Here is a 25,315-nt window from a genome sequence, read left to right as displayed (position 1 = left end):
TCTTCGCAATCCCTGTGGAAGCGGGCAAGCCCGCGAAGAGGCCAGCACGGTCCAACTGACGAGCGGCGTCAGTCATGCCCTTGTGCATTCTCACATTCTGTACAAAAAATGAGCTCTCATGCGTGGTTCCCTTCGCGAGGTGCTCTCATGAACCTGCATCAGCTCAACACCGAGGCCAGGGCTGGCCATGTCGACGAACTGAACCTGATCGCCATCGAAGGTGGTGACTACCTCCTCGAGGCCCGTATCAAAGGCCACGCCCACCCGCTCTCCGACCCCCGTGGTGAACGCCTGCGCGTGCACTCGGTTGAGGATGCGCGCAAGTTGCTGCAAACCATCCCCATGGTCTCGATGAACCTGGTGCATTGGTCGGTGCAGGACGAAATGTGCGGCATGGGCACGCACCCGGAAGAAGACTTGAAGGTGCCGATTTCCCAGCGCTCGGCCTGGTAGCTGCTCGCAGCGCCCCAGTGTGCTAGGCTGCTCGCCCTTTTCATCAAGGGCGCGGCTTCACTGCGCCCTGCAGTGGAGCACGACAATGTCCGAACTCAACCTGTCCACCGACGAAACTCGCGTCAGCTACGGCATCGGCCGTCAGCTGGGCGGCCAGCTGCGCGACAACCCGCCACCAGGCGTCAGCCTGGAAGCTATCCTGGCCGGCCTGACCGACGCCTTCAACGGCGCCGACAGCCGCGTCAGCGAAGCCGACCTGTCGGCCAGCTTCAAGGTCATCCGCGACGTGATGCAAGCCGAAGCAGCTGCCAAGGCTGAAGCCGCTGCAGCCGCTGGCAAGGCATTCCTGGTCGAGAACGCCAAGCGTGACGGCATCACCACCCTGGCTTCGGGCCTGCAGTTCGAAGTACTGACCGCCGGTGAAGGCGCCAAGCCGACCCGCGAAGACAACGTGCGCACCCACTACCACGGCACCCTGATCGACGGCACTGTGTTCGACAGCTCCTACGACCGTGGTCAGCCGGCTGAATTCCCGGTAGGTGGTGTGATCGCTGGCTGGACCGAAGCCCTGCAGCTGATGAACGCTGGCAGCAAATGGCGCCTGTACGTGCCGAGCGAGCTGGCCTACGGCGCACAAGGCGTCGGCAGCATCCCGCCGCACAGCGTGCTGGTGTTCGACGTCGAGCTGCTCGACGTTCTGTAATACCGCTGGGGCCGCTTTGCGGCCCATTCGCGGGCTTGCCCGCTCCCACAGGTGCGGCGTTAGCTTCAAGGCTTGTGCAGTACTTGTGGGAGCGGGCATGCCCGCGAAGAGGCCGGCCCTGCTGGCCTCAATTCCAATCCGTTCCCCCAGGGCGCAACGCCCGCGCATAGCAGAACAGAAACAGAGTCCGCACCAGCTCCTTGAGCACCCCCGGTTCACTCGAATTCAGCCCGCTCATGTCCAGGTCGCCCTGGTCGCGCAGCTCGTCGAGCGCTTCTTCTTCAAGCACCGCGCACACTTCGCCGGTTTCCCGATGAAGAATGCGCAGGTAGGGGTGAGGGCGGTCCAGCCAGGCGTCGATCAGATAAGTCATGGCTATTCTCCTTGGATAGCAGTCCAATGAGAATAATTCTTATTATCTGAATAGCAAGCGCCAATTGGCGGTTATCGGAAAAATCAGACCTTGCGTACGAATTCGGACTTCAGCTTCATGGCGCCGATGCCGTCGATCTTGCAGTCGATATCGTGGTCGCCGTCGCACAGGCGGATGTTCTTGACCTTGGTGCCGACCTTTACCACCAGGGAGGAGCCCTTGACCTTGAGGTCCTTGATCACGGTGACGGTGTCGCCATCCTGCAGGATGTTGCCGACCGAGTCCTTCTTCACCACCGCGTCGCTGGCCGCTTCGGCGTCGCCGCTGGCCGACCACTCGTGGGCGCATTCAGGGCAGATCAGCTGAGTGCCATCCTCATAGGTGTATTCGGAGTTGCATTTCGGGCAGGGTGGCAGAGTGCTCACTTCGGTTCCTCAAACAAACAGACGGACGGTTAAAGGCCCGCATTGTAAAAGGTATTTCTGCAGAAGGGATTATGTCCGGACAAAAGCGTTCGCGGGCTTGCCCGCTCCCACAGGGATAGTGCCAGCCTCAAGGGCTGTGTTGTCCTGTGGGAGCGGGCAAGCCCGCGAATGGAGATGATGCGGTCTGTCAGTGAGTACGCGCGACAGCAAACTCGCTCAGCTCGACCAGCGCATCTCGGTATTCGCTGGCCGGCAGCACTTCCAGGCAGGCGATGGCACGCTTCACGTAGTCACGTGCCAGCTCCGCGGTGTACTTCAGCGCACCCGACTCTTCGACCGCCACGCGAATTTGCTCCAGGTCCTCCAGGCCACCCTTCTGGATCGCCCGGCGCACCAGCGCAGCCTGTTCGGCGGAGCCTTCGCGCATGGTGTAGATCAGCGGCAGGGTAGGCTTGCCTTCGGCCAGGTCGTCACCGACGTTCTTGCCCAGGGTCTGCGAGTCGCCCTTGTAGTCCAGCAGGTCGTCGACCAGCTGGAACGCCACGCCCAGGTGGTCACCGAAGGTACGCAGGGCCTCGCGCTGTTCGTCGGTTGCTTCGGCCAGCGCGGCGGCGCTGTGGGTCGAGGCCTCGAACAGCATTGCGGTCTTGCCGCGGATGACCTCCATGTAGACTTCCTCGGTAGTGCTGGCGTCGCGTACCCGCGACAGCTGCAGCACTTCACCCTCGGCAATCACGCGGGTGGCCTTGGACAGGATCTGCATGACCGGCATCGAGCCCAGTTCGACCATCATCTCGAACGAGCGCGAATAGAGGAAGTCGCCCACCAGCACGCTCGGCGCGTTGCCCCACAGGGCATTGGCGGTGGAGCGGCCACGGCGCATGCCGGACATGTCGACCACGTCGTCGTGCAGCAGGGTGGCGGTGTGCAGGAATTCGATGGTGGCAGCCAGCAGGCGCAGGTCGTCGCCTTCGCGGCCCAGGGCCTTGCCACACAGCAGCACCAGCAGGGGGCGCAGGCGCTTGCCACCGGCGGACGTGATATAGTCGCCGATCTTCGATACCAGCGGCACGCGCGAGGTCAGCTGCTTCTTGATGATCTCGTCGACGGCGCTGAAATCATCAGCCACCGCGCGGTAGAAGGATTGGGGTTGCATCGGCTGCTCCAGTGAGGTTGCGCGGCATGCTAGGTCGCAGGTCCCGGTGTGTCAAGGCGCGGTGCCAGCGCGCCGGGGGCGGTACTTGCAAGCAAAACCGCGGTTGCGTACAATCGCGCACCCTAACTTCCTGGGCAGCACCTGCCTTACGCAATTGCGCCGGGCCGTTCCAGCCCTGTGCAGCCATGCCAGCCAATACTCATCATATAAAGCGCTGGGTGAGCAGGATTATCGGAGAAATACCATGTCTTACGCAGTAATCGTTACCGGCGGCAAGCAGTACAAAGTCGCTGAAGGTGAATTCCTCAAGATCGAAAAACTGGAAGTCGCCACTGGCGAATCCGTGACCTTCGATCGCGTCCTGCTGGTCGCCAACGGTGAAGAAGTCACCATCGGTGCTCCAGTTGTTGCTGGCGCTAAAGTAGTGGCCGAAGTCGTTTCGCAAGGCCGCCACGACAAGGTTCGCATCATCAAGTTCCGTCGTCGTAAGCACCACATGAAGCGTATGGGCCACCGCCAGTGGTTCACCGAGATCAAAATCACCGGTATCCAGGCTTAATCCCCTAGATCCCCTGAATTTATTTGGAGAATTGAACCATGGCTCACAAGAAGGCTGGTGGTAGTACTCGTAACGGTCGCGACTCAGAATCGAAACGCCTTGGCGTGAAGATGTATGGCGGCCAGGTTATCAAGCCAGGCAACATCATCGTCCGTCAGCGCGGCACCGAATTCCACGCTGGCTACGGCGTTGGCATGGGCAAGGATCACACCTTGTTCGCCAAGATCGAAGGCGTGATCAAGTTCGAGAAAAAAGGCGAGTTCATGCGCCGTTACGTGAGCATCGTCGCCGCTTAATCGCGACGTCGCTCCAGAAGCCCCGTCATGCGACGGGGCTTTTTCGTTTGTGGTGAGCCTCTTGCAAAGCTGTTTGTATGGGCTGCCGGCGTGGGTTTCTACGGTCGTACGGGGCCGCCGCGCTCATTTTTGCAAGAGCCTCATGTTTTTGAGTCATTCAGCTCGTCTACTGGCGAGAGGCGGTTTTAATGAAGTTTGTTGACGAAGTATCCATTCGGGTCAAGGCCGGTGACGGTGGCAACGGTTGCATGAGCTTCCGTCGCGAGAAGTTCATCGAGAACGGTGGCCCCAACGGTGGTGACGGTGGCGACGGTGGTTCGGTGTACATGATTGCCGACGAAAACCTCAACACCCTGGTCGACTATCGCTACACCCGTCACCACGAGGCCCAGCGTGGCGCCAACGGCGGCAGCACCGACTGCACCGGCAAGAAAGGCGACGACCTGTTCCTGCGTGTGCCGGTCGGCACCACCGTGATCGACGCCTCCACCCAGGAAGTGATCGGTGACCTGGTTACCCCGGGTCAGAAGCTGATGGTCGCCCAGGGCGGCTGGCACGGTCTGGGCAACACCCGTTTCAAGTCCAGCACCAACCGTGCGCCGCGCCAGACCACCCCAGGCAAGCCGGGTGAGCAGCGCGACCTGAAGATGGAAATGAAAGTGCTGGCCGACGTCGGCCTGCTGGGCTTGCCGAACGCTGGCAAGAGCACCTTCATCCGCTCGGTTTCGGCCGCCAAGCCGAAAGTGGCCGACTACCCGTTCACCACCCTGGTGCCGAACCTGGGCGTGGTCAGCGTCGACCGCTGGAAGAGCTTCGTCATTGCCGACATCCCCGGCCTGATCGAAGGTGCTTCCGAAGGCGCCGGCCTGGGTATCCGCTTCCTCAAGCACCTGGCGCGCACCCGCGTGCTGCTGCACCTGGTGGACATGGCGCCGCTGGACGAAAGCAGCCCGGCCGATGCCGCCGAAGTCATCGTCAACGAGCTGACCCGCTTCAGCCCGTCGCTGGCCGAGCGTGAGCGCTGGCTGGTGCTGAACAAGGCCGATATGGTCATGGAAGACGAGCGCGACGAGCGGGTCAAGGAAGTGGTCGAACGCCTGCAGTGGGACGGCCCGGTCTACGTGATCTCGGCCATCTCCAAGCAGGGCACCGAAAAGCTCAGCCACGACCTGATGCGCTACCTCGAAGACCGCGCCGACCGCCTGGCCAACGACCCGGCCTATGCCGAAGAGCTGGCTGACCTCGACCAGCGCATCGAAGACGAAGCCCGTGCCCAGCTGCAGGCCCTGGACGACGCCCGTACCCTGCGTCGCACCGGCGTCAAGAGCGTGCACGACATCGGCGACGATGATGGTTGGGACGATGATTTCGAGGACGACGAAGACGGCCCGGAAATCATTTACGTGCGCGACTGACCGGTTGCAGTACACTAAACGCCGCTCTTTGGAGCGGCGTTTTTGTATCCACGGTATCTATAGATTCGACATAGGTTGGAAGAAGATGCGAAGCAAGGTGACGGGCGCCAAGCGCTGGGTCGTGAAGATTGGCAGTGCTCTGCTGACCGCCGATGGCAAAGGCCTCGATCGCGGTGCCATGGCCGTTTGGGTCGAGCAGATGGTCGCGCTGCGTGAGGCGGGCGTGGAGTTGGTACTGGTCTCCTCCGGGGCCGTGGCTGCCGGCATGAGCCAGCTGGGCTGGACGTCGCGACCGAGTGCGATGAACGAGCTGCAGGCGGCTGCCTCGATCGGCCAGATGCGCCTGGTGCAGGCCTGGGAGTCGAGCTTTGGCGAGCACGGCAAGCACACCGCGCAGATCCTGCTGACCCATGACGACCTGTCCGACCGCAAGCGCTACCTGAACGCCCGCAGCACCCTGCGCACGCTGGTTGACCTGGGCGTGGTGCCGGTGATCAACGAGAACGATACCGTGGTCACCGACGAGATCCGTTTCGGTGACAACGACACCCTGGCGGCGCTGGTAGCCAACCTGGTCGAGGCTGACCTGCTGGTGATCCTTACCGACCGCGATGGCATGTTCGATGCCGACCCGCGCAACAACCCCGACGCCCAGCTGATCTACGAGGCCCGCGCCGACGACCCGGCACTGGATGCCGTGGCCGGCGGTACCGGTGGCGCCCTGGGCCGTGGCGGCATGCAGACCAAGCTGCGTGCCGCGCGCCTGGCAGCCCGTTCCGGTGCCCACACCATCATCATCGGTGGCCGCATCGAGCGCGTGCTGGACCGCCTCAAGGCCGGCGAACGCCTGGGGACCTTGCTGTCGCCCGAGCGCGGCATGCTTGCTGCGCGCAAGCAGTGGCTGGCCGGCCACCTGCAGACCCGTGGCACCCTGGTGCTGGACGCCGGCGCGGTGCAGGCGCTGCGCCAGGCCAACAAGAGCCTGCTGCCGGTTGGCGTGAAGACCGTCCAAGGTAGCTTCCGTCGTGGCGAGATGGTGGTGTGTGTCGGCCCGGACGGCGTTGAAGTGGCCCGCGGCCTGGCCAACTACAGCGCGCTGGAAGCGCAAAAGATTATCGGCCAGCCATCCGATGTCATTGAAAGCGTGCTGGGCTATATCGCCGAGCCGGAACTGGTGCACCGCGACAATCTGGTGTTGGTATGAGCCTGTTCAAGCGCGTGATCGGCGTGGCAGCGCTGGTGCTGCCAATGCTGGCCGGAGCGGAGGAAATCGGCCAGGTGTCCACCGTGTTCAAGTTCCTCGGGCCGAATGACCGTATTGTGGTCGAGGCCTTCGACGACCCAAAGGTCGAGGGCGTGACCTGCTACCTGTCGCGCGCCAAGACCGGCGGCGTGAAGGGTGGGCTGGGGTTGGCGGAAGACCGTGCCGAGGCCTCGATTGCCTGCCGTCAGGTTGGGCCGATCAGTTTCAAGGGCGAGCTGAAGGATGGCGAGGAAGTGTTCAAGGAACGCACCTCGCTGGTGTTCAAGACCATGCAGGTGGTGCGCTTCCTCGACAAGAAGCGCAATACGCTGGTGTACCTGGTGTATAGCGACCGCATGATCGAAGGCAGCCCGCAGAATGCGGTGACCGCGATTCCGATCCTGCCTTGGGCGCATTGATAGCCTGATAGTTCGCCGGGAGGCCTTCGGCCTCCATCGCCGGCAAGCCAGCTCCCACAGTTACCTCACAAGCCTCGGGGCTTGTGCAATACCTGTGGGAGCTGGCTTGCCGGCGAAAGGGCCGCAAAGCGGCCCCAATTACCTCAGGCCAATTCCTCGGCCTGATGATCCTCCCGCACAACCGCTTTCACCTCATCCCGACGGCTGATGAACTTCCAGTCCGCTTCGTCGATGTAGATGCCATTCGGCCCGCTGCCACCTTCCAGGTCGATCGCCACGCGCGCCGACACCTGCGGCTTCACGCTCGCCAGAATCGGCACGAAGCCCAGCTGCAGGCTGGTCTCCAGCAGCGCCGCCTGGTTGCGTTCGTCGATGTCCGCCGCTTCGTCCAGGTAGTACGGCAGGCGGATGCGCCCGGCCAGGTCGCGGTCCATCAGGTGCAGCAACAGGTACATGTTGGTCAGCGCCTTGATGGTCATGGTAGTGCCGTTGGATGCCGCACCGTCGATGTCGGCATGGATCACCGGCTGGCCGTTGACCTTGGTAATTTCAAACGCCAGCTCGAACAGGTCCTTCAGGCCCAGTTGGTTGTGGTTGGCCGCCACCAGTCTTGCCAGGTATTCCTTGGCCTCTTCGTTCTTGTTGTCCTGCTCGGCGCTCTGGGTCAGGTCGAATACCGACAGGGTTTCGCCCTCTTCGTACTGACCGGCGCTGTGGATGATCTGGTCGATGTGCTTGAGCGCTTCCTTGTTCGGCGCCAGCACCACGCGGAAGCTCTCCAGGTTCGATACCTGGCGCTTGTTGATCTCGCGGTTGAACAGGGCCAGCTGGTGTTCGAGGCTGTCGTAGTCGCTGCGAATGTTGCGCAGGGTCCGGGCGATGTCGGTGACTGCGGCGCGGCGGGCCTTGGCCAGGGTCAGCGCTTCGTCGGTGCGGTGCGCGTAGGCGTTCACAAGCAGCTGCAGGCGGCGTTCCATGTCGTCTTCGCTGTCGAACTTGGCCACGCCTTTCAGGCGTACCTGGGCGTACAGCGCCTCGATCTGGTTATCCACCCGCTGCAGGCTCTGCCAGCTGTCCTGGTAGTCGTTGAGCAGTGGCAGCAGGTTGTCCATCGAATCGTCGATGGCTTCCATGTACGGCGTGCCGTAGGGCAGGTCGGCCGGCAACAGCTGACGACGGCGCAGGGCGTCTTCCAGGGTGCGCTGCTTGGCCTCGAGGTCGCCGATCTGCCGGCCGACCAGCTGCAGCTTGGCGGACAGTTGCTGGACACGTTCGGTGAAGGCGTCGCTGGAGCGCTTGAGTTCGTCCTGGGCGGCTTCGAGCTGCGACAGCTGTTCCAGTTTCTCGGGCTCTTCGGCGGCCAGGGTTTCGCTGCGGCGGAAGTCTTCCAGCGCTTTTTGCGCGTCCAGTACTTCCTGGTACAGCGTTTCGGTCTGCGCCTTGGAGGCGGAGCGGTCGGCGGCCACGGCTTGCTGGGTCTTGAGCTGCTTCAGCTCTTTTTCCAGGCGCTCTTTCTGGTCACGCAGAGCGGCACGGTCGGCCAGGGCCTGCAGTGCCGGTGGGTCGATGTGCGACAGGTCGATCGACAGCCCCGGGGCTTCGAAGCGTTCGCCTTTGAAGCCCTCGAGCACCGCCTCCAGCGATTTTACCCACAGGTCGCTGTCGTCCAGTTCGATACCGCGGTCGCCCAGCGGCAGGCTGAACAGCGCGCCGTTGAACAGGCGCATCAGGCGGTCGACGTCCTGCTGCGAGAACTCTTCGCGCAGGCGGGCATAGCTGTTGTTGTCGGCGTGGTCGAGCTGTTGCCTGACCTGCTTCAGGCGCTTTTCCAGGTCGCGGACGCGTTCGTCCAGGTCTTCGGCGCTGAACTGCCGCGACTGGGCCAGGGCGCCGGCCAGTTCGTCGTGGGCGTCCTTGGCCGCCAGCAGTTGCTGCTCCAGCACCTTGACGTCATCGACCAGGGCGAAGCGGTGCTTGAGCACCGACAGCTCGCCCAGCCAGCGCTGGATACCGGTAATTTCACGCTCAAGGCGCATCAGTTCCTGGGTGCCACCGCGCTGGTCGTTCTGCAGGCGGTCCTGCTCGCCACGGTAGTGCTCGGCCTGGATCACCAGCTCTTCCTTGCGCGCCATGGCGTATTCCTGCCAGGTGCCCAGCAGGGTGTCGAGCACAGGCGAAATGCGGTGCAGCTTGCCGCGCAGGATGTCGCGCTGGGCCACACCACCGGCCAGGGCTTCGACCAGCGGCCCGGCGGCGACCAGGGCGTTGTAGTCCTGTTCCATGCGGCGCACGTCGCGGAAGGCTTCCTCGCACGCGGCGATGTAGTCGACGCTACCGGAGCGCAGGCTGTGCTCGAAGGCATCGAGGAACAGCTGCTTGAGCTTGGCGGCGGTGATTTCGCGCATGTGCAGCAGGTTGATGAACAGCGCGCGGAAGGTTTTCAGGCTTTGCTCGCTGGTCGAGCGCAGCGGGATCATGGTCAGGTCCAGCGGCACCGAGGTGTGCCCACCGACCAGCAGACGCCGCAGCTCATCCGGCTTCAGCTCGTAGGCCTTGATCCCTAAGCGCTCGAGGTTGGTGAACAGCTCTTTCTGGCGCAGGCAGGTGTCGTTCTTCTGGTAGTGGGCCAGGTCCAGTTCGCCCTTGTAGGCAAAGAACTGGTGGCCGAAACCGCCGCCCGGGCCGCGGCCGACAACGCCGATGACGTGCGGGCCGTGGGGCAGGCTCAGTTCACAAAGAATGTACGAGGTGTCGCTGGCGAAGTAGAAGCGGCGCGACTGCTCGAGGCTGTACTTGCCGAAGCTCATGTCGGACATGCGCGCCAGGATCGGGAACTGCAAGGCGTTGATCGACGCCGATTTACCCAGGTTGTTGGCACCGTAGACCGACAGCGGGTGTTCCAGCGGGAACAGGCCAAGGCTGTAGCCGGCGGTGTTGAGCAGTGCGAAGCGGCGGATGCCGTAGCGTTCCTGGCTCATGCGTCAATCTCCTGTTGCTCTTCGCGGATGGCCCGGGCCAGGGCTTCCTCTTCGCTTTCCTCGCCCTCGAAGGGGCTGAGGTCGAGCGGGTCGTCGGTGCGGTTGAGTTCTTCGGGGCTTTCTTCCTCGACCAGCACCGGGGTCGGCAACGGCAGGTCGCTATGCAGGGTGGCCGCCAGGTCGCGGTCCTGCTGCACGGCCAGGCACACGTCGAGGAAACGGTGCATCGGTGGCAGGAAGCGGTAGATGCCACCTTCCTCGAAGGCGAAGCCGAGCTGGGTCATGCGGCGCAGGATTTTTTCTTCCAGCTCGTCCACGGTCTGCACTTCGGCCTGAAGGAACAGGTCGCGGTACTTGTCCAGCAGCGAGGGAAGTTCGTCACGGCCGATGCTGCCGCCATCGAGCACGGCCATCGGGTCGCGACCCTGGTCGGCCAGGTGTTCGACCAGGATGAAGGTGAACAGCGACAGGCGCTGCGCGGTCTTGTTGACCTGCGCGGCGGTCATGTCCGGCACGAAGTAGTAGAAGCCACGGGTGTCACACACCAGTTCGAAGCCCAGGGCCTTGAACAGGGTGCGGTACTGGTCCTGGAAGTTCGACAGCTGGGCGTACAGCTCGGGGTCGCGGCGGCTGACGTGGAAGCCTTTGAACAGCTCGCGGAAGATCGGCGCGAGCTGGGACAGTTCGGAAAGATCAAGATGCATGGGCTGGGCTCGCGTTGGATTCGGTAGGCGCGCTGGCGGCGTCTTCGCGGCTGGAGGTCAGGGCGAACGAGCGCAGGCTGACCAGGTGTTCCTGAGTGGTGTATTCGCGGCGGTCGAGGCGTTCGCGCTTGAAGCGCTTTTCCCGCGACAGGCGCGAGAACCAGTACAGCAGCTCGTCGGTGGCGCCTTCGGGCTCCTGCTCCAGCAGCCAGACCATCAGGTCGGGCAGCGGCAGGGCCTGTTCGCAGCGTTCGGCCATTTCCTTGACCGTGCGCGGTGCACGGGGCAGGGCGCCGGACTGGGTCTTGTGGGCCTTGGGGAAACGCGCCGGCTTGGGTTCGAAGCGGGCCAGGGCGTAGACGTAGGCCTCGACCTGGCTGGCGCTGCCGAGGAAGGTGCTTTGCGGGCGGGTGAACATCGGCATGGCTGCTTGCGGCACGGCATCGATGCCCTTGCGCCGGATCACCGACAGGGCCAGCGCGGCGCCACGGGTCACGGCGTTGTGCCGGCGGGCTTCTTCACGCAGCGGCAGCAGCAGTTCGCGGGCATGGCGCAGGGTCAGCTGGGCGCTGGTCTGCATTTCCAGGATGCGCGCGTGGGTGCGCAGCAGCATGTCGTCGTCGACCAGGTGGCCCAGGCGCGCCTGTTCGCCCAGCAGTTTCAGCAATACGGTCTCGACCTTGCGTACGCCCTGTTCGAAGGCGCCGTCGGCGTTGACCAGCTGGATCATCGGCTCGACATACTCGTCCCAGGTCGCCAGTACTTCGGCATAGCGCTGGCGTAGCGGGATCTGGCGGTTGCTGGTCTTGGCCCGTTCGGCCACGGCCACCAGTGCCTGCTCGTCGTTGTCGAGCTTCTTCAGTACATCGCGCACGCGCATGTCGAGCAGGCGCAGCTGGCGTGCCAGGTCGTCGCTGTCGCGATTGTCGAAGGCGTCCTGGATATGCCCGGCCAGGCGCTCCAGGTGGCGCAGGTAGGCTTCGATCTCCAGGCACAGGCCTAGCCGGTGTTCGCGGCGCAGGTAGGCGAGGAAGTCGTGGATCTGCGCGTTGAGCTCGAAACGGTTCGGGCTCTTGGCCACCGGGACCAGGATATCCAGACGGATCCACACGTCGAGCAGCTGGGTGATGTCCTGCGGGGTGCTCTCGACCTGCTGGCGGCCCACATGCTGACGCAATTCGACCAGGCTCAGGGTGCCCTGGTCGAAACGCTCGCACAGCGGCTCGATCAGGGCCCAGTGTTCGGCTAGGGCGCGCAGGACGCGCTTGGGTTCGATCATTGGCTTCGACTCGTTGCCAAGAAAAAGGGGGCGATTGTACTGCATCCGGGGGGGAGGTTTTCACCCCTTGGTCTGTAATGAGAGATATCCTTTATCCTTGTAGGGGTTCACTGGCCCTTTCGCGGGTGAACCCGCCCCCACAGGGCCTTGTGCAGTACCTATGGGAGCGGGTTCACCCGCGAAAGGGCCGGTACAGGCAACAAAAATCCGCCGACCAGTTGCGGCACTCGAATGCCAACGGCGTTAGAATGGCCAATTGTCTCCACCCCTCGGAACCCGCACCTTGCTCACCGAACCCCGTCGCCGCGCCTACCTTTCCGCCATGCAAGTGGTGCACTGGCTGCCGCGCGCCGAACTGCCGTTCGCCGCACCGTCGCGGCCCGAGCTGCTGCTGCCGCTGGCGCCGGTCGAGGACCTCGAGTTCGATGTCAGGCCGGCACCGGCTGCCACCGAGGCGCCAGCCACCCCCCAGGCTCGCTCCGGCGAGCGGCCGAAAATCGAGATTCCGCGCCCGGGCAGTGCGCCCAAGCCGGTCGCCAAGCCCGCCGAGGCCGAGGAGCAGGCCGCACCGCCACGCCCGGCCCCGGTGCCGCCCCCACGCTTCTCGCTGCAGTTGCTGCGCGCTGGCAGTTGCCTGCTGCTGGTGGAGTTGGCCACCGGCCAGCCGTTCCAGAGCCGCGACCCGTCCTACCTGCTGCTCAAGGACATGCTGCGCGCTGCCGGCCTGCCCGACGCCCCGCAGATCATCGGCGAGCCGGTGCGCTGGCCGCTGCTGGTGCGCGGCAACATGGACCAGGGCCCGGAGGCGGCGCGCGATTTTGTCCAGGGCTTTGTCCAGGCGCGCCTGGAGGACGCCCCGTGCACTTGCCTGTGGCTGGTCGGCCTGCCGGCGCTGCGCTTTGCCGCCAATGCCGATGGTGACGCCTATTACCAAACCCTGAAGCTCGAGGGCCTGGGCGAAGCCTGGGCCTTGCCGGGCCTTGAATTGTTGATGGACGAGCCGCAGCGCAAGGCGGACGTCTGGAAAGCCATGCGCCAGCTGATGGCGCGCTGGAAGAGCGTTGAATGAGTGACTCGATCAGCTTCCGCCCGATGACCGAGGCGGATCTGGATGCCGTACTTAAGATCGAATATGCCGCGTTCAGTCATCCCTGGACCCGCGGGATCTTTCAGGATGCGCTCAAATCGTACGAAGTCTGGCTGATGTTCGACGGCCAGCAGCAGGTGGGGCATGGCGTGATCAACGTGATCATCGACGAGGCGCACCTGCTCAACATTACCGTCAAACCGGAAAACCAGGGCCGCGGGCTGGGCCTGCGTCTGCTTGAGCACCTGATGGCCCGGGCCTACCAGCTCAATGGTCGCGAGTGCTTCCTGGAAGTGCGTGCCAGCAACCAGTCGGCCTATCGTTTGTACGAGCGCTACGGTTTCAACGAAATCGGCCGCCGTCGCGACTATTACCCGATCGCCGGCGGCCGCGAGGATGCGCTGGTGATGGCCTGCACCCTGCTCGAAGACTGAGCAGGCCTGCACCGGCCCTTTCGCGGGCACGCCCGCGAAAGGGCCGGTGTGTCGATCACAAATCCAGCGGCTGAACCTCGGCCGGCTTGTCCAGCTCGCGCAGGCTTCTGGTCACGCTGCCGGTATTGCATTTGGCGGCCGCCTGCTCCGGCGTGTACTTGCGCACGGTGCGGAAGAATAGCTCGCAAGTCTGTTTCTTCTGCGTTACCTGCCACTTGGTCGAGCAAGCATCCAGCGTCAGCCTGGCATCGGCCCGTTGATTGCGCCCCATCCCTGCCTGCCAGCAGGCCGCAGTCAGGTCCTGCCCCATCATTTTCAGGCCGGCGGCATCGGCTGCATCCTGGTCGCCACCGTGGCTGTCCTTGTTCGCCGCATACCAGATTGCACTAGGGTGGTTGGCACCCAGCACCGGCACCTTGGCACCTGGCTGCGGGCTGATGCTGACCAGACCCAGCACATCTACCCGCGGCCCGTACTGCTGTTGGATCCAGCTGCGTACCGGCGCACCGAAGGCCACCATCGGCAGGGGCCTGGCGGGGTTCTGCAGGGTCATTTCGCTGACCATGCGTACCTGGTAGTCCTTGAAGTAGCTGTAGGTTTCCTTCAGCGTTTCGCCCGCGCTGGCCGGTGCGGCGATGGGAGCGATATCGATGATGGTCTGGTAGGCCGGGGTCTGGCTGGCGTCGACGCCATTGAATGTCAGCAGCTCGGCCCAGCGGTCGGTGGTGTTGGAGCGCAGGTAGTCCTGGGCCTGGGTCAGTGAATAGTCCGGCGGGAAGTGCAGCAGCTCGATGCTGCGCCGGTTCTGCAGGGCCATGCCCAGTGGCAGGAACAGGTACCAGTCGTAGGACCATTTACCGTCCTTGTTCAGCCGGGTGGCTCCCTGATAGGCCAGTTCACCGCTGTCGAGCAGCTTGCGCAGCGGCTTGGCATAGCTTGCGGGTACGCCACTGATGGTTGCGTGCAGGCGGTCATTGTCGCGGCTAACCTGCACTTGGGCGGCGGCATGGCCGTCGCGGCGTACGCTCTGGGTCAGGTAGTGTTCGACGGTCTGCTCCAGGGTCCAGTCGCGATAACAGATCACGTGGCAGTTGTTGGGGTAGGCGAAGAGGCGGGTAACGCGCTGGGCGTCGCCCAGGTCGATGCGTGCGTCGGCGGCGGCAAGGCCGCTGAAGGCCAGGGCGGCGAGGCTCGGTAAGGCAATCTTGTGCATGCTTAACTCCTTGTTGGGCGCTGCCGTGCTCGGCAGTGTGCACATACTGTGGCAGGGGGAGCAGGGATGAAAAGGGCTGGATGGCTGCCGCTGGCACTGGGCATGCTGTGTGCTGCAGTGCAGGCCGATGAGCGTGACTTGTGGTTGTTCGCGCAATGGGCAGGGGACCATCAGACACGGCCGTTTCGCCAGATGCTGGTGGATGCACGCCTGTATGGTGTGGTGCCGATCCATCAGTTGCTGCGTTCGGCTTCGGACTGGAAGCTGTGCCGTGCGTCCCCTTTCGCCGTGCCACCTGCCAGTAACTGGCCGGCCGTGCGGTCGACGCTCGCGCTGATCAAGACGCTCGACGAGCAAGGCATCCTGCGCCAGTTCGAGGTGGTTTCGGCCTACCGCGATCCACGCCTGAACGTTTGCGCCGGGGGGGCCGCCAACAGCGCCCACACTCGCGCCTTCGCCGTCGATATCCTGCTACCCGCCTGGGCGGACCCCAACCCGCTGTGCCGTTTCTGGCAGCAGCATGGCCAGGCCTGGAACATGGGCCTTGGGCGCTATCCGTCCGGGCGTATTCATGTGGATACCGCGGGTTATCGTACCTGGGGTGGTGACGGCCGTTCGGCTTCGTCGTTCTGCATCAAGCCCGGATGAGCCAGGCAGTCCCGGCATTCGCCCATCACCCATGCGGCGAAGCGCTGGCGCTTGCCGCCATCTTCCAACGGCTGCGGGCTGAGCAGGTGGTAGGCCGAGCCGTCGCGCACAAAGCCGAACGGCGCCTGCAACTGCCCGCTGTCGAGTTCATCACGCACCATCAGGGCTGAGGCCATGGCCAGGCCCAGGCCGGCGCTGGCAGCCTGGATCGACAGGTAGAAATGTTCGTAGTCGCTGCGCTCGGTGTGCCGGGCCTGCTGACCGCTCAGGCGCAGCCAGGTGGGCCACGCGCCGGGGCGGGTGGCGCTGTGCAGCAGGCGTTGGCCTTCAAGCTGGATGGGAGCGGTGGGGTGACACACCGGGCCGATCCATTCGTCGCAGATCTTCTGGTGGTACAGCTGCTTGTCCCAGTGGAAGTCATCGCGGCGTATTGCCAGGTCGACACCGCTGCGGGCGAAGTCCAGTGGCCCGCCTGCGGCCACCAGGTGCAACTGCAGGTCGGGGTGGGCGGCATGGAAGCGGGGCAGGCGCGGGATCAGCCAGCGCATGGCGATGGTCGGTTCGCACGACAGCACCAGCACATTGTCGCGGGCCTGTTGCTGCAAATGCTGCACGGCGCCTTCTAGTTGCTCGAAGATCGCCTGGGTGGTGCCCTGCAAGGCACGGCCGGCAGGAGTGAGGAAAATGGCCCGGTTGCGGCGCTCGAACAGCTCCACGCCAAGGCTTTCTTCAAGCAGGCGCACCTGGCGGCTGACTGCGCCATGGGTGACGTGCAGGTGCTCGGCGGCGCGCACGAAGCTCTCGGTCCGGGCGGCTATGTCGAAGTAGCGGAAGGCGTTGAGTGGCGGCAGTTTCATGGCATCCCTGTTTGCCTGTGCCGGCCTCTTCGCGGGCTTGCCCGCTCCCACAGGGTTTCACAGCGACTTGTGGGAGCGGGCGAGCCCGCGAAGAGGCCGGCACCGGCACTACACCTCTGTGAAGAAAACTATCAGATTTGCCTCACTATAAATCGATTTTTCCTGGGCCATAAGCTCTCGATAATTACCTGGTCTGTGCATTTCCATCGCCTATCGAGAGCCACCAGCATGACCGAACTCATCGCCGTCGCCCTGTTCACCCTGCTCGCCGTCATCAGCCCTGGTGCCGACTTCGCCATGGTCACCCGCAGTAGTTATGAACAGGGTCGCAAGGCCGGGCTGGCTGCCGCCGTTGGCATTGCGCTGGGGGTGCAGGTGCATGTTCTGTACACGGTGCTGGGCATCGCGGTGATCATCAGCCAGAGCCCGGCTTTGTTCCTGGGCATGAAAGTGCTGGGCGCGGGTTACCTGGTTTACCTGGGTTACCAGTCGCTGACCAACACCCGGCGCATCAGCCTTGACGGCGTCGCCAGCTCTGCGGCTAGCGTAACGCAGGCCCTGCGCACGGGCTTTCTGACCAACGCCTTCAACCCCAAGACCATGCTGTTCGTCATCAGCGCCTTCACCCAGGTGGTGCAACCCGGCAGCCCGCTGGTACTGGATTTTGCCTACGGCGCTTTCATGTCCGTTGCCCACTGGCTGTGGTTCAGCCTGGTGGCGGTGTTCTTCTCCAGCACGGCATTGCGCAAGGCGATGATCGAGCGGCAAATGCTGGTGGATCGGCTGATCGGCCTGGCGCTGATCGGGCTTGGTCTGGCCGTCGCTGTTACCGGCGTGCGTTGAGGCAGGAGAAGGAGGGCGGGCCTGGGTATTTTTCGCAGGTAAAGAAAAAGGGCTTACCTTGCGGTAAGCCCTTCGTCTTGTTTGGTGGCTACACAGGGACTTGAACCCCGGACCCCAGCATTATGAATGCTATGCTCTAACCAACTGAGCTATGTAGCCGATGGCGCGCATTATTCTCTTGAACGGCCCCCCTGTCAACACTCATTTCAAAAAAAATTTGCACGCTTTCAAAAACTTAGCGGCCAGCCCCAGGGTCTGCCTTGCCCAACGGCATGCCGCCGGCTTTTATCTGCCCGCTGCGCCAGCCATCGGCGGCCTTGAGGTCGGCCTGCTGCACCGGGCCGATACGTTCGCCATCGAAGGTTACCCGCTCGCCCGCCGAGACCATGCGCTGTTCGCCGTCCTGGGTAACCATGACTTTGCCGGTTAGTACCACCAGTTCGTCATGGTCAGCGCGGCGAGCGACCTGCAGGCGGGTACCGAACACCTGGATGCGCGCATCGCCCACCGTCACCTCCATGGCCCGGCCATCCAGCATCACTTCAATGGCAACCTGGCCCTGCACCAGGTGCAGCTGGCGCGTGCGGCCGCGCAGGTCGGCGTTCATCGCGCTGGCACCTTCCAGGTGCAGGAGGGTTCCATCGGCCAGTCGCAGGCTACGGCGCTCACCTGTATCGGTGTGCAATTGGCTACCCAGACGCTGCATCAGCGGCCAGTAGAGGTAGGCGGTAGTACCCAGCCCCAGCAGGAACAGAAGCGCCAGCCCCTTGCCCAGATGGCTGCGGCGGGTGGTGACCGGTCGTGGACGGGGGCGAGCAGGCATCGGGGTCATGGGTTCGGTCTGCTCGCGGGGGCGGTTTCGCCCAATGAAGACAGAGGATTTGGCAAGGATGCTATTTATATTGAGAATCATTTGCAAGTACGCCGCATCAGCGAATTAAAAAAGGTAGCTATGTATCTATTCGTTTCCCGATAATTGGCTCCCAACCTACGGATGGAGACCCAGGCACATGGCTATCAGTAGCGCCTCCACTGCATCCACCAGTACGGCGAGCCAAGCCACGCCGCTGGTGATGCGCATCATCGGTTTCTGCGCTTTGGCGCACCTGATCAATGACCTGATCCAGTCGGTGTTGCCGGCGATCTACCCGATGCTCAAGGCCAACTACGACCTGAGTTTCGCCCAGATCGGCATGATCACCCTCACGTTCCAGATCACCGCCTCGCTGCTGCAGCCCTGGGTCGGCTTCTTTACCGATCGCCGGCCTGCGCCCAATCTGCTGCCGCTGGGCACCCTGTGCACCTTGGTGGGTATCGTGATGCTGGCCTTCGTCGGCAGCTTCCCGATGATTCTGCTGGCCTCGGCGCTGGTGGGTATCGGCTCGTCGACCTTCCACCCGGAGACCTCGCGGATCGCGCGCCTGGCCTCGGGCGGGCGCTTCGGCCTGGCCCAGTCGACTTTCCAGGTTGGCGGCAACACCGGCTCGGCGTTCGGCCCGTTGCTGGCGGCGGCCATTGTCATTCCGTTCGGCCAGACTCACGTGGCCTGGTTCGGCCTGGCTGCGCTGTTCTTCCTCGGCGTCACCCTGATGCTGCGTGGCTGGTACAAGGAGCACCTCAACCAGGCCAGGGCGCGCAAGGCCGTGCAGGCGACCCATGGCATTTCCCGCGGGCGGGTGGTTGCGGCGCTGATCGTGCTGGGCCTGCTGGTGTTCTCCAAGTACTTCTATATGGCGAGCTTCACCAGCTACTTCACCTTCTACCTGATCGAGAAGTTCGGTGTGTCGGTGGCCAGCTCGCAGCTGCACCTGTTCCTGTTCCTCGGTGCGGTGGCGGCGGGAACCTTCTTTGGCGGGCCGATCGGTGACCGCATCGGGCGCAAGGCCGTGATCTGGTTCTCGATCCTCGGCGTGGCGCCGTTCACCCTGGTGCTGCCGTATGCCGACCTGTTCTGGACCACTGTGTTGAGCGTGGTGATCGGCTTTATCCTGGCTTCGGCGTTTTCAGCGATCGTGGTGTATGCGCAGGAGCTGGTGCCGGGCAGCGTGGGCATGATCGCCGGGATCTTCTTCGGCCTGATGTTCGGCTTTGGTGGCATTGGTGCCGCCTTGCTGGGGTATGTGGCGGACCTGCGTGGTATCGAGTACGTGTACGAGGTATGTTCGTTCCTGCCGTTGTTCGGGTTGTTGGCGGTATTCTTGCCGAGTACCGGCAAGCGCTGAGATTGCCGGGGGCTGCTTTGCAGCCCATCGCCGGCAAGCCAGCTCCCACCTCGACCGCATCGCCCTCGAGCCATGCGCAGCCCCTGCAAGACAGTTGCTCTCCACCTGTGGGAGCTGGCTTGCCGGCGATGGGGCGCGTAGCGGCCCCCGACGATTGACGGCCTGACACCCTTGGCCTAGAGTGCCGCCTCTTTTCCCAACCACCTGCGTAGTAGTCAAAGCAATGTGCCGTACCCAGTCCCTGCCAGACGCCCGCCAGCCTGCCTTCCAGGCCCTGCGTCGTGCGTGGCCGAGCGACACGGTGCTCAAGCGTCGCCGCAGCGTGCTGTTTGCCTTCACCTTCTCGCCACACCTCGCCTGAGCTGATCTGCGCTTTCGCGTCGCTCGCCGCCCTGGCGTGCGCGCCTGTGTCTGCACGTCTTTTCGGTTTGCAAGGAGTGGTACATGAACATGCGTTTGCTGGCGGGCCTGTTGTTCGCCGTTTCGGTCGTGGGTTTCAGTCTGGGGGCCAGCCTGCCGCTGGTGTCGTTGCGCCTGCATGATGCCGGTGCGAGCACCCTGGAAATCGGCATCATCTCGGCCATCCCCGCTGCGGGCATGATGCTCTCGGCGTTCCTGGTCGACGCCTGCTGTCGCCACCTCACCCGGCGCACCATCTACCTGCTGTGCTTCAGCCTGTGCACGCTCAGCATTGCCTTGCTCGAGTCGGCGTTCGGCTCGCTGTGGCTGCTGGCGCTGTTGCGCCTGGGCCTGGGGCTGGGCATGGGTATCGCCATCATCCTCGGCGAGTCGTGGGTAAACGAACTGTGCCCGGAGCACAACCGCGGCAAGATCATGGCCCTGTACGCCACCAGCTTCACCGGCTTTCAGGTGCTTGGCCCGGCCATGCTGGCGGTACTGGGCGCCGACAGCCCTTGGATCACCGGTGTGGTCACCGCCTGCTATGGCCTGGCGCTGCTGTGCATCGTGCTGACCGTGCCCAACGACCATGTGGAACATGAAGAGGGCGAAAAAAGCTTCGGCCTGGCTGGTTTCTTCCGTGTAGCGCCGGCGTTGTGCGTAGCGGTTTTGTTCTTTTCTTTCTTCGATGCCGTGGTGCTGTCGTTGCTGCCGGTGTATGCCACCAGCCATGGCTTTGCCGTGGGCGTGGCGGCGCTGATGGTGACCGTGGTGTTTGCCGGTGACATGTTGTTCCAGTTGCCGCTTGGCTGGTTGGCCGACCGGGTGGAGCGCACCGGGCTACACCTGGTGTGCGGGCTGCTGGCAATGGCGATCGGTATCGGCCTGCCCTGGCTGCTGAACCTGACCTGGCTGCTGTGGCCGCTGCTGGCGCTGCTGGGCGCCGTGGCAGGCGGCATCTATACCCTGGCGCTGGTGCTGATCGGGCAGCGCTTCAAGGGGCAGGACCTGGTTACCGCCAATGCCAGCGTGGGTTTGCTGTGGGGTGTGGGTAGCCTGGTAGGGCCCTTGGTGAGCGGTGCGGCGATGGACGTGGCGCCGCATGGTCTGCCCATCGCGCTGGCGTTGATGGCCGGGTTGTTCGTGTGCTTTGCCCGGCAGTCGTACCGGGGCGCGGGGCGGTTGCCGGCAATAGCCGACTGACGCTCAGGAATTGGTCGCGCAAGAACCGGCGTTTGCCCGATGAACGGCTGCGCTAAGCTGGACCTGCAATCGACTTGATGGAGGTGCCATGATCCTGGCCGATCTTTCGCCTGACGCGTACCGCGAGGCCACCGAATACCTGGCGGCGCTCGACCCGGACTGGTCGCGGCATATCGCTGCGACCGGGCCTTGCCTGCACCAGGCCACGCCGGGGCGTGAGCCATACGAGGTGTTGGTACGGGCGATTGCCTACCAGCAGTTGCATGCCCGCGCTGCCGAGGCAATTCTGGGGCGGTTGTTGGCGCTGTTTCCGGACGCCGAGTTCCCTGGGCCGGAACAGTTGCTGGCGGTTACACCGGAAACCATGCGCGCCTGTGGTTTTTCCGCGAGCAAGATGGCGACGATCCAGGGTATCGCCCAAGGCCGGCTGGATGGCCTGGTGCCGACTCGGGAAGAAGCACTGGCCATGCCTGACGAGGCGTTGATCGAGCGGCTGGTAGCATTGCGCGGGGTAGGGCGGTGGACGGTGGAGATGTTGCTGATCTACAGCCTGGCGCGTTCGGACGTTCTGCCGGTCGATGATTTTGGCGTGCGCGAGGGGTATCGGCGGCTGAAGGGGCTGGACAAGGCACCGACGCCTGCGCAGATGCTTTCGCTGGGCGGCGGTTGGCGGCCGTACCGCACCGTGGCGGCCTGGTACCTGTGGCGGGCCTGAGGTCTTGCACTGCCTGTTCTGGCCTCTTCGCGGGTAAACCCGCTCCCACAGGTACTGCATAGACTTTAAAGGCTGTGGAAATTCCTGTGGGAGCGGGTTTACCCGCGAAAGGGCCGGCACAGGCGACAACTTATCTGGAAGCTGACCAATGAACCCCTACACCACCCCCGACCAACGCTGGCAAGCCGTGGCATCCCGCGAAAGCGCCGCCACCGGCCACTTCGTCTACGCCGTGCGCACCACCGGCATCTACTGCCACCCCGGCTGCAAATCACGCCTGGCCAAGCGAACCAACGTCGAGTTCTACGACACCCCGGCCGCCGCCGAAGCCGCCGGCTACCGCGCCTGCAAACGTTGTATAGCCACCACCAGCGCCACGCGCCACAGCCAGCTGGTTACCCGCGCCTGCCGGCTGATCGAAGCCAGCGACCCGGCGCCTAGCCTCGACCAACTCAGCGCCCGACTGGCCGTCAGCCCTTTCCACCTGCATCGCCTGTTCAAGGCCGAAACCGGCCTCACCCCCAAGGGCTACGCCACCGCTTTCCGTGCCCAGCGCCTGCGTGCCCACCTGGAAGATGGCCAGCGCTCTGTCACCGATGCCATCTATGACGCCGGTTACAATTCCAATAGCCGTTTCTACGAAAGCGCCGACCAGCGCCTGGGCATGCGCCCGCGGCAATACCGCGCCGGCGGCGCCGGGGCAACCATCCATTTCGCCCTCGGCCAGTGCTCTCTGGGCGCGATCCTGGTGGCCCAGAGCGAGAAGGGCATTTGCGCGATCCTGCTGGGCGACGACCCCGAGGCCCTGCTGCACGACCTACAGGACCAGTTCCCCAAGGCCCACCTGGTCGGCGGCGACAGTGCTTACGAACGGTTGGTCGCCGAGGTGGTGGGCTTCGTCGAAGCACCCGCGCTGGGCCTGGCCTTGCCACTGGATGTGCAAGGCACTGCGTTTCAGGAGCGGGTGTGGCAAGCCCTGCGCGAGGTGCCGGCCGGCAGCCGGGTCAGCTACACCGACATCGCCGAGCGCATCGGCGCGCCCAAGGCAGTGCGTGCGGTGGCCATGGCCTGCGCGGCCAACCGCATCGCCGTGGCCATCCCCTGTCATCGAGTGGTGCGCCAGGACGGCGACATCAGCGGCTACCGCTGGGGCGTCGAGCGCAAACAACAGTTGCTCAAACGAGAAACGGCACTCTCCTGATCGCGTGAAGCCGCGTAGAATCCCCCGCCAAATCGAATTGTAAAGAGGAATATTCGATGAGGCGTGTGAGCCTTGCCCGTTATTGCCCAGGCCTGATGGTTTTCATGGCCCTGATGCTGGCCATTGCCAGCCCGGCCTGGTCGGCCCCGGCCACGCCCTTGTCCAATCTGGCGGTTGCCGAAGCGAACGTGCTGGATGAAAACGCCAGCATCGAGCAGTTGAGCGAGCGGCTGGACCAGATACGCCAGGGCGTTACCAGCGACGCCAATGACGATCTGCTTTCGCAGTTGCGCCTGGGCGCAATGCAGGTGCAGCGTCAGGCTGATGCGTTGACTGCCCTGCGCACCACTGATGTTGAAAAAGTCGACGACAAGCTCAAGGTCATCGGCCCGGTCCAGCCGGACGAGGCGGCTACCCTGACTCAGCAGCGTAAAGCGCTGGAGGCCGAGAAGAAAGCCTTGGTGGCGCAGCAGGACCAGGCCTCCAAGCTGACCCAGTCAGCGCGCGACTTGTCCACGCAAATCGTCAACCTGCGCCGCAGCCAGTTCAACTCGCAGATCACCAGCCGCGCGGCCTCCCCGCTGAGCCCGGCGTTCTGGCAAAGCATCATTCGCCCCACCCAGGACGATGTGGCACGCCTGCGTGACCTGCGTGGCGAGACGGCTGATGCCATCGGCAGTGCCTTCAGCGCCGAAAATCGCTGGCTGTTCGTTGCCAGCCTGGTGGCAGCAATCCTGGTCTGGACCTTGGTGCGCCGCATGCTCGAGCGTTTGCTGGCCAACGCCATGGTCAGCTGGCTGCCCGAAGGCCGCCTGCGCCGCAGTGCGTTGGCGCTGGGGGTGAGCCTGGCAACCCTGGGTACCATCGCCGGCTCGGTCTCGCTACTACGATGGGGGCTGGAGAGCAGCGCCGAGCTGGGCTCCGATATCGCCAGCCTGGCCAACCATGTACTTGCCCTGGTGGTGTTCAGTGCCTTCATCACCGGCCTGGGCCGCGCCATGCTGATGCTGCAGCGCCCGTCCTGGCGCCTGCCGCCGATTCACGATGAAGTGGCCAGTGCCTTGGGCTGGTTCCCCAAGGTGCTGGCGTTGGCGCTGATGGTCATGATGACCATGGAACGCATCAACAGCGTGATCGGTGCCAGCCTGGCGCTGACCGTGGCAGTCAACGGCCTGACCGCGCTGGTCGTGGCGGTCACCTTCGCCGGTGCGCTGCTGCGTTACCGCCGTACCCTGCGCAAGCATGACCTGGAGCGCCCCACTGGGCTGGCCGGGTTGATCCCGTTCGTGATGGTGATCTGGCTGACGCTGATCCTGCTGGCCCTGCTCACCGGTTACCTGACACTTGCCTATTTCCTGACTGCCAAGCTGCTGTGGGTGGGCCTGGTGGTCACCTGCGCCTATCTGCTGACCACGTTCTTTGGCGACCTCTGCGAAACCCTGCTGTCGCCCCGTCAACCCGGTGGCCTGGCGCTGGCCTCGACCCTGGGCCTGGCGCCACGCCACCAGGCCCAGGCCAGCACCATCCTGGCCGGCATCGGCCGCACCGTGGTGCTGTTCCTGGCGCTGCTGCTGGCACTGATGCCGTCGGGCACCAGCCCCAGCGAGCTGTTGCTGAGCCTGGGTGACTGGGACGGTACCGGCGGCAAGCTGCTGGGCAACATGAACATCGTCCCCCAGGACATCCTGTTGGCGCTGGTGATGTTCCTCGGTGGCTTGTTCGCCATCCGCGTGGTCAAGCGCTGGCTGAGCGATCGCCTGCTGCCGGAAACCGACATGGACGCCGGCATGCGTGCCTCGCTGGTGACCCTGGTGGGTTACCTGGGCTTCATCTTCCTGGCCATGCTGGTGATGTCGACCCTGCGTATCAACCTCACCAGCCTGACCTGGGTGGTCAGTGCCCTGTCGGTGGGTATCGGTTTCGGCTTGCAGCAGATCGTGCAGAACTTCATCTCCGGCCTGATCCTGCTGACCGAGCGCCCGGTGAAGGTGGGCGACTGGGTCAGCCTGGCGGGTGTCGAGGGCGATATTCGCCGTATCAACGTGCGCGCTACCGAGATCCAGATGTCCGACCGCTCGACGGTGATTGTGCCCAACTCGCAGTTCATCTCGCAGAACGTGCGCAACGTGACCATGGGCAATGCCCTGGGCGTGGTCGGCATTACCCTGACCTTGCCGCTGGAAACCGATGCCAACCGCGTGCGTGAACTGCTGCTGGCGGCTTACCAGGAGCACGAGGCGATTCTGGATGCTCCGGCCACGTCGGTGTCGTTCAAGGACCTGACCAGCAGCGGCATGGTGATTGGCGTGAGTGGTTATGTGGCGGGGCCGCGGCAGGTGTCCGGTACGCGCAGCGACCTGTTGTTCACCATCCTTGGGCGGTTGCGTGACGAGGGTATCGCCCTGTCGTCGCCGCAGAGCATGGTGCTGGTGCAGGAGGGCGCTCGCTCGGCTGACGAGTCGGTGTGAGCCTTGGGGGGCGCAAAGCGCC

25 protein-coding genes, 1 tRNA gene and 1 pseudogene are annotated in these 25,315 nt (G+C 64.0%); 17 read left to right on the top strand and 10 right to left on the bottom strand.

Going from position 1 to position 25,315, the window contains the following annotated elements:
• Nucleotides 1-147 precede the first annotated feature (147 nt).
• Both CAF70_RS24095 and CAF70_RS24090 read left to right on the top strand, forming a co-directional pair.
• Entirely contained in the window at nucleotides 148-453 is a 306-nt protein-coding gene (locus tag CAF70_RS24095; protein ID WP_085626988.1) for a DUF6482 family protein, read from the top strand.
• A gap of 85 nt (nucleotides 454-538) precedes the next feature.
• Nucleotides 539-1,156: an FKBP-type peptidyl-prolyl cis-trans isomerase gene (locus CAF70_RS24090; RefSeq protein WP_025337633.1), complete on the top strand. Its 618-nt coding sequence runs from the start codon at nucleotides 539-541 to the stop codon at nucleotides 1,154-1,156.
• Nucleotides 1,157-1,283: 127 nt separating this feature from the next.
• On the opposite strand, the gene CAF70_RS24085 is transcribed toward CAF70_RS24090, so the two are convergent.
• The 3 genes from CAF70_RS24085 to CAF70_RS24075 all read right to left on the bottom strand — a co-directional run bounded on the left by CAF70_RS24085 (nucleotide 1,284) and on the right by CAF70_RS24075 (nucleotide 3,110).
• The gene (locus tag CAF70_RS24085; protein WP_085626986.1) at nucleotides 1,284-1,529 is read right to left on the bottom strand and encodes a hypothetical protein; all 246 of its coding nucleotides are present in this window, start codon (nucleotides 1,527-1,529) and stop codon (nucleotides 1,284-1,286) included.
• Between the two features lie 83 nt (nucleotides 1,530-1,612).
• Nucleotides 1,613-1,954 carry a zinc ribbon domain-containing protein YjdM gene (locus tag CAF70_RS24080; RefSeq protein WP_085626984.1) on the bottom strand — a complete coding sequence of 114 codons (342 nt, stop codon included), beginning with the start codon at nucleotides 1,952-1,954 and terminating at the stop codon, nucleotides 1,613-1,615.
• Nucleotides 1,955-2,141: 187 nt separating this feature from the next.
• A complete protein-coding gene (locus CAF70_RS24075) occupies nucleotides 2,142-3,110 on the bottom strand; it encodes a polyprenyl synthetase family protein (RefSeq protein WP_085626982.1) in 969 nt (322 codons plus the stop codon).
• 244 nt (nucleotides 3,111-3,354) lie between these two features.
• Here CAF70_RS24075 and rplU point away from each other — a divergent pair, with 244 nt between their 5' ends.
• From rplU to CAF70_RS24050, 5 genes are all read left to right on the top strand, one after another.
• Nucleotides 3,355-3,669 carry a 50S ribosomal protein L21 gene (gene rplU, locus CAF70_RS24070; protein WP_003247466.1) on the top strand — a complete coding sequence of 105 codons (315 nt, stop codon included), beginning with the start codon at nucleotides 3,355-3,357 and terminating at the stop codon, nucleotides 3,667-3,669.
• 38 nt (nucleotides 3,670-3,707) lie between these two features.
• On the top strand, nucleotides 3,708-3,965 hold the full coding sequence (rpmA, locus tag CAF70_RS24065) for a 50S ribosomal protein L27 (RefSeq protein ID WP_003247464.1): 258 nt from the start codon (nucleotides 3,708-3,710) through the stop codon (nucleotides 3,963-3,965).
• A gap of 188 nt (nucleotides 3,966-4,153) precedes the next feature.
• Complete coding sequence (gene cgtA, locus CAF70_RS24060; RefSeq protein WP_085626980.1) at nucleotides 4,154-5,380, top strand: Obg family GTPase CgtA; 1,227 nt, start codon at nucleotides 4,154-4,156, stop codon at nucleotides 5,378-5,380.
• 85 nt (nucleotides 5,381-5,465) lie between these two features.
• Complete coding sequence (gene proB / locus CAF70_RS24055) at nucleotides 5,466-6,584, top strand: glutamate 5-kinase (protein ID WP_063911189.1); 1,119 nt, start codon at nucleotides 5,466-5,468, stop codon at nucleotides 6,582-6,584.
• Nucleotides 6,581-7,042, top strand: coding sequence for a CreA family protein (locus tag CAF70_RS24050; protein ID WP_085626978.1), 462 nt, complete (start codon nucleotides 6,581-6,583; stop codon nucleotides 7,040-7,042). Before proB ends, CAF70_RS24050 begins: the two co-directional genes overlap by 4 nt.
• A gap of 143 nt (nucleotides 7,043-7,185) precedes the next feature.
• On the opposite strand, the gene mksF is transcribed toward CAF70_RS24050, so the two are convergent.
• The 3 genes from mksF to mksB are packed head-to-tail and all read right to left on the bottom strand — an operon-like array spanning nucleotide 7,186 to nucleotide 12,003.
• A complete protein-coding gene (gene mksF, locus CAF70_RS24045) occupies nucleotides 7,186-10,020 on the bottom strand; it encodes an Mks condensin complex protein MksF (protein ID WP_085626976.1) in 2,835 nt (944 codons plus the stop codon).
• A complete protein-coding gene (gene mksE / locus CAF70_RS24040; RefSeq protein ID WP_013970824.1) occupies nucleotides 10,017-10,724 on the bottom strand; it encodes an Mks condensin complex protein MksE in 708 nt (235 codons plus the stop codon). Before mksE ends, mksF begins: the two co-directional genes overlap by 4 nt.
• Complete coding sequence (gene mksB, locus CAF70_RS24035) at nucleotides 10,714-12,003, bottom strand: Mks condensin complex protein MksB (protein WP_085626974.1); 1,290 nt, start codon at nucleotides 12,001-12,003, stop codon at nucleotides 10,714-10,716. The genes mksE and mksB overlap by 11 nt, the downstream gene beginning before the upstream one ends.
• A gap of 283 nt (nucleotides 12,004-12,286) precedes the next feature.
• Here mksB and CAF70_RS24030 point away from each other — a divergent pair, with 283 nt between their 5' ends.
• A complete protein-coding gene (locus tag CAF70_RS24030) occupies nucleotides 12,287-13,072 on the top strand; it encodes an energy transducer TonB (protein ID WP_085626972.1) in 786 nt (261 codons plus the stop codon).
• The gene (gene rimI / locus CAF70_RS24025) at nucleotides 13,069-13,524 is read left to right on the top strand and encodes a ribosomal protein S18-alanine N-acetyltransferase (protein WP_085626970.1); all 456 of its coding nucleotides are present in this window, start codon (nucleotides 13,069-13,071) and stop codon (nucleotides 13,522-13,524) included. The genes CAF70_RS24030 and rimI overlap by 4 nt, the downstream gene beginning before the upstream one ends.
• 55 nt (nucleotides 13,525-13,579) lie before the next feature.
• Here rimI and CAF70_RS24020 read toward each other — a convergent pair whose 3' ends face one another.
• Complete coding sequence (locus CAF70_RS24020) at nucleotides 13,580-14,737, bottom strand: hypothetical protein (RefSeq protein ID WP_085626968.1); 1,158 nt, start codon at nucleotides 14,735-14,737, stop codon at nucleotides 13,580-13,582.
• Nucleotides 14,738-14,803: 66 nt separating this feature from the next.
• Here CAF70_RS24020 and CAF70_RS24015 point away from each other — a divergent pair, with 66 nt between their 5' ends.
• A complete protein-coding gene (locus CAF70_RS24015) occupies nucleotides 14,804-15,385 on the top strand; it encodes a D-Ala-D-Ala carboxypeptidase family metallohydrolase (RefSeq protein ID WP_085626966.1) in 582 nt (193 codons plus the stop codon).
• Here the strand turns inward: CAF70_RS24015 and CAF70_RS24010 are convergent.
• Nucleotides 15,325-16,242, bottom strand: a complete 918-nt coding sequence (locus tag CAF70_RS24010; RefSeq protein ID WP_085626964.1) for a LysR substrate-binding domain-containing protein — start codon at nucleotides 16,240-16,242, stop codon at nucleotides 15,325-15,327. The genes CAF70_RS24015 and CAF70_RS24010 overlap by 61 nt on opposite strands.
• Before the next feature lie 228 nt (nucleotides 16,243-16,470).
• On the opposite strand from CAF70_RS24010, the gene CAF70_RS24005 reads away from it, so the two are divergent.
• A complete protein-coding gene (locus CAF70_RS24005) occupies nucleotides 16,471-17,085 on the top strand; it encodes a LysE family translocator (protein WP_085626962.1) in 615 nt (204 codons plus the stop codon).
• Between the two features lie 82 nt (nucleotides 17,086-17,167).
• Here CAF70_RS24005 and CAF70_RS24000 read toward each other — a convergent pair.
• Together CAF70_RS24000 and CAF70_RS23995 are read right to left on the bottom strand one after the other, a co-directional pair.
• A tRNA-Met gene (locus CAF70_RS24000) sits at nucleotides 17,168-17,244 on the bottom strand.
• A gap of 100 nt (nucleotides 17,245-17,344) precedes the next feature.
• Nucleotides 17,345-17,911: pseudogene (locus CAF70_RS23995) on the bottom strand (FecR family protein); the annotation flags it as partial.
• Between the two features lie 184 nt (nucleotides 17,912-18,095).
• Between CAF70_RS23995 and CAF70_RS23990 the strand changes: the two are divergent.
• The 6 genes from CAF70_RS23990 to CAF70_RS23970 all read left to right on the top strand — a co-directional run bounded on the left by CAF70_RS23990 (nucleotide 18,096) and on the right by CAF70_RS23970 (nucleotide 25,293).
• Nucleotides 18,096-19,307, top strand: coding sequence for an MFS transporter (locus tag CAF70_RS23990; protein WP_085626958.1), 1,212 nt, complete (start codon nucleotides 18,096-18,098; stop codon nucleotides 19,305-19,307).
• A gap of 223 nt (nucleotides 19,308-19,530) precedes the next feature.
• Nucleotides 19,531-19,668 (top strand): hypothetical protein, encoded by a 138-nt coding sequence (locus CAF70_RS27745; protein ID WP_178076427.1) that lies wholly within the window; start codon nucleotides 19,531-19,533, stop codon nucleotides 19,666-19,668.
• Nucleotides 19,669-19,751: 83 nt separating this feature from the next.
• Nucleotides 19,752-20,909: an MFS transporter gene (locus CAF70_RS23985; RefSeq protein ID WP_085626957.1), complete on the top strand. Its 1,158-nt coding sequence runs from the start codon at nucleotides 19,752-19,754 to the stop codon at nucleotides 20,907-20,909.
• Between the two features lie 88 nt (nucleotides 20,910-20,997).
• Nucleotides 20,998-21,624, top strand: coding sequence for a DNA-3-methyladenine glycosylase (locus CAF70_RS23980; protein ID WP_085626955.1), 627 nt, complete (start codon nucleotides 20,998-21,000; stop codon nucleotides 21,622-21,624).
• Between the two features lie 148 nt (nucleotides 21,625-21,772).
• Complete coding sequence (ada, locus tag CAF70_RS23975) at nucleotides 21,773-22,825, top strand: bifunctional DNA-binding transcriptional regulator/O6-methylguanine-DNA methyltransferase Ada (protein ID WP_085626953.1); 1,053 nt, start codon at nucleotides 21,773-21,775, stop codon at nucleotides 22,823-22,825.
• 56 nt (nucleotides 22,826-22,881) lie between these two features.
• Nucleotides 22,882-25,293 (top strand): DUF3772 domain-containing protein, encoded by a 2,412-nt coding sequence (locus CAF70_RS23970; protein ID WP_085626951.1) that lies wholly within the window; start codon nucleotides 22,882-22,884, stop codon nucleotides 25,291-25,293.
• Nucleotides 25,294-25,315: the final 22 nt, after the last annotated feature.

This window comes from Pseudomonas sp. B19(2017) (assembly GCF_002113165.1).
In the GTDB taxonomy this organism is placed as follows: Bacteria; Pseudomonadota; Gammaproteobacteria; order Pseudomonadales; family Pseudomonadaceae; genus Aquipseudomonas.
The sequence above is the reverse complement of the archived record's forward strand: the minus strand, read 5'-3'. Positions and strand labels throughout refer to the sequence as shown.

What these genes read in the sequence shown, in the direction of transcription:
- CAF70_RS24095 (WP_085626988.1), top strand. Translation starts at nt 148, where the DNA reads ATGAACCTGCATCAGCTCAACACCGAGGCCAGGGCTGGCCATGTCGAC.
- CAF70_RS24090 (WP_025337633.1), top strand. Translation starts at nt 539, where the DNA reads ATGTCCGAACTCAACCTGTCCACCGACGAAACTCGCGTCAGCTACGGC.
- CAF70_RS24085 (WP_085626986.1), bottom strand. Translation starts at nt 1,529, where the DNA reads ATGACTTATCTGATCGACGCCTGGCTGGACCGCCCTCACCCCTACCTG.
- CAF70_RS24075 (WP_085626982.1), bottom strand. Translation starts at nt 3,110, where the DNA reads ATGCAACCCCAATCCTTCTACCGCGCGGTGGCTGATGATTTCAGCGCC.
- rplU (WP_003247466.1), top strand. Translation starts at nt 3,355, where the DNA reads ATGTCTTACGCAGTAATCGTTACCGGCGGCAAGCAGTACAAAGTCGCT.
- rpmA (WP_003247464.1), top strand. Translation starts at nt 3,708, where the DNA reads ATGGCTCACAAGAAGGCTGGTGGTAGTACTCGTAACGGTCGCGACTCA.
- cgtA (WP_085626980.1), top strand. Translation starts at nt 4,154, where the DNA reads ATGAAGTTTGTTGACGAAGTATCCATTCGGGTCAAGGCCGGTGACGGT.
- proB (WP_063911189.1), top strand. Translation starts at nt 5,466, where the DNA reads ATGCGAAGCAAGGTGACGGGCGCCAAGCGCTGGGTCGTGAAGATTGGC.
- CAF70_RS24050 (WP_085626978.1), top strand. Translation starts at nt 6,581, where the DNA reads ATGAGCCTGTTCAAGCGCGTGATCGGCGTGGCAGCGCTGGTGCTGCCA.
- mksF (WP_085626976.1), bottom strand. Translation starts at nt 10,020, where the DNA reads ATGAGCCAGGAACGCTACGGCATCCGCCGCTTCGCACTGCTCAACACC.
- mksE (WP_013970824.1), bottom strand. Translation starts at nt 10,724, where the DNA reads ATGCATCTTGATCTTTCCGAACTGTCCCAGCTCGCGCCGATCTTCCGC.
- mksB (WP_085626974.1), bottom strand. Translation starts at nt 12,003, where the DNA reads ATGATCGAACCCAAGCGCGTCCTGCGCGCCCTAGCCGAACACTGGGCC.
- rimI (WP_085626970.1), top strand. Translation starts at nt 13,069, where the DNA reads ATGAGTGACTCGATCAGCTTCCGCCCGATGACCGAGGCGGATCTGGAT.
- CAF70_RS24020 (WP_085626968.1), bottom strand. Translation starts at nt 14,737, where the DNA reads ATGCACAAGATTGCCTTACCGAGCCTCGCCGCCCTGGCCTTCAGCGGC.
- CAF70_RS24015 (WP_085626966.1), top strand. Translation starts at nt 14,804, where the DNA reads ATGAAAAGGGCTGGATGGCTGCCGCTGGCACTGGGCATGCTGTGTGCT.
- CAF70_RS24010 (WP_085626964.1), bottom strand. Translation starts at nt 16,242, where the DNA reads ATGAAACTGCCGCCACTCAACGCCTTCCGCTACTTCGACATAGCCGCC.
- CAF70_RS24005 (WP_085626962.1), top strand. Translation starts at nt 16,471, where the DNA reads ATGACCGAACTCATCGCCGTCGCCCTGTTCACCCTGCTCGCCGTCATC.
- CAF70_RS23990 (WP_085626958.1), top strand. Translation starts at nt 18,096, where the DNA reads ATGGCTATCAGTAGCGCCTCCACTGCATCCACCAGTACGGCGAGCCAA.
- CAF70_RS27745 (WP_178076427.1), top strand. Translation starts at nt 19,531, where the DNA reads ATGTGCCGTACCCAGTCCCTGCCAGACGCCCGCCAGCCTGCCTTCCAG.
- CAF70_RS23985 (WP_085626957.1), top strand. Translation starts at nt 19,752, where the DNA reads ATGAACATGCGTTTGCTGGCGGGCCTGTTGTTCGCCGTTTCGGTCGTG.
- CAF70_RS23980 (WP_085626955.1), top strand. Translation starts at nt 20,998, where the DNA reads ATGATCCTGGCCGATCTTTCGCCTGACGCGTACCGCGAGGCCACCGAA.
- ada (WP_085626953.1), top strand. Translation starts at nt 21,773, where the DNA reads ATGAACCCCTACACCACCCCCGACCAACGCTGGCAAGCCGTGGCATCC.
- CAF70_RS23970 (WP_085626951.1), top strand. Translation starts at nt 22,882, where the DNA reads ATGAGGCGTGTGAGCCTTGCCCGTTATTGCCCAGGCCTGATGGTTTTC.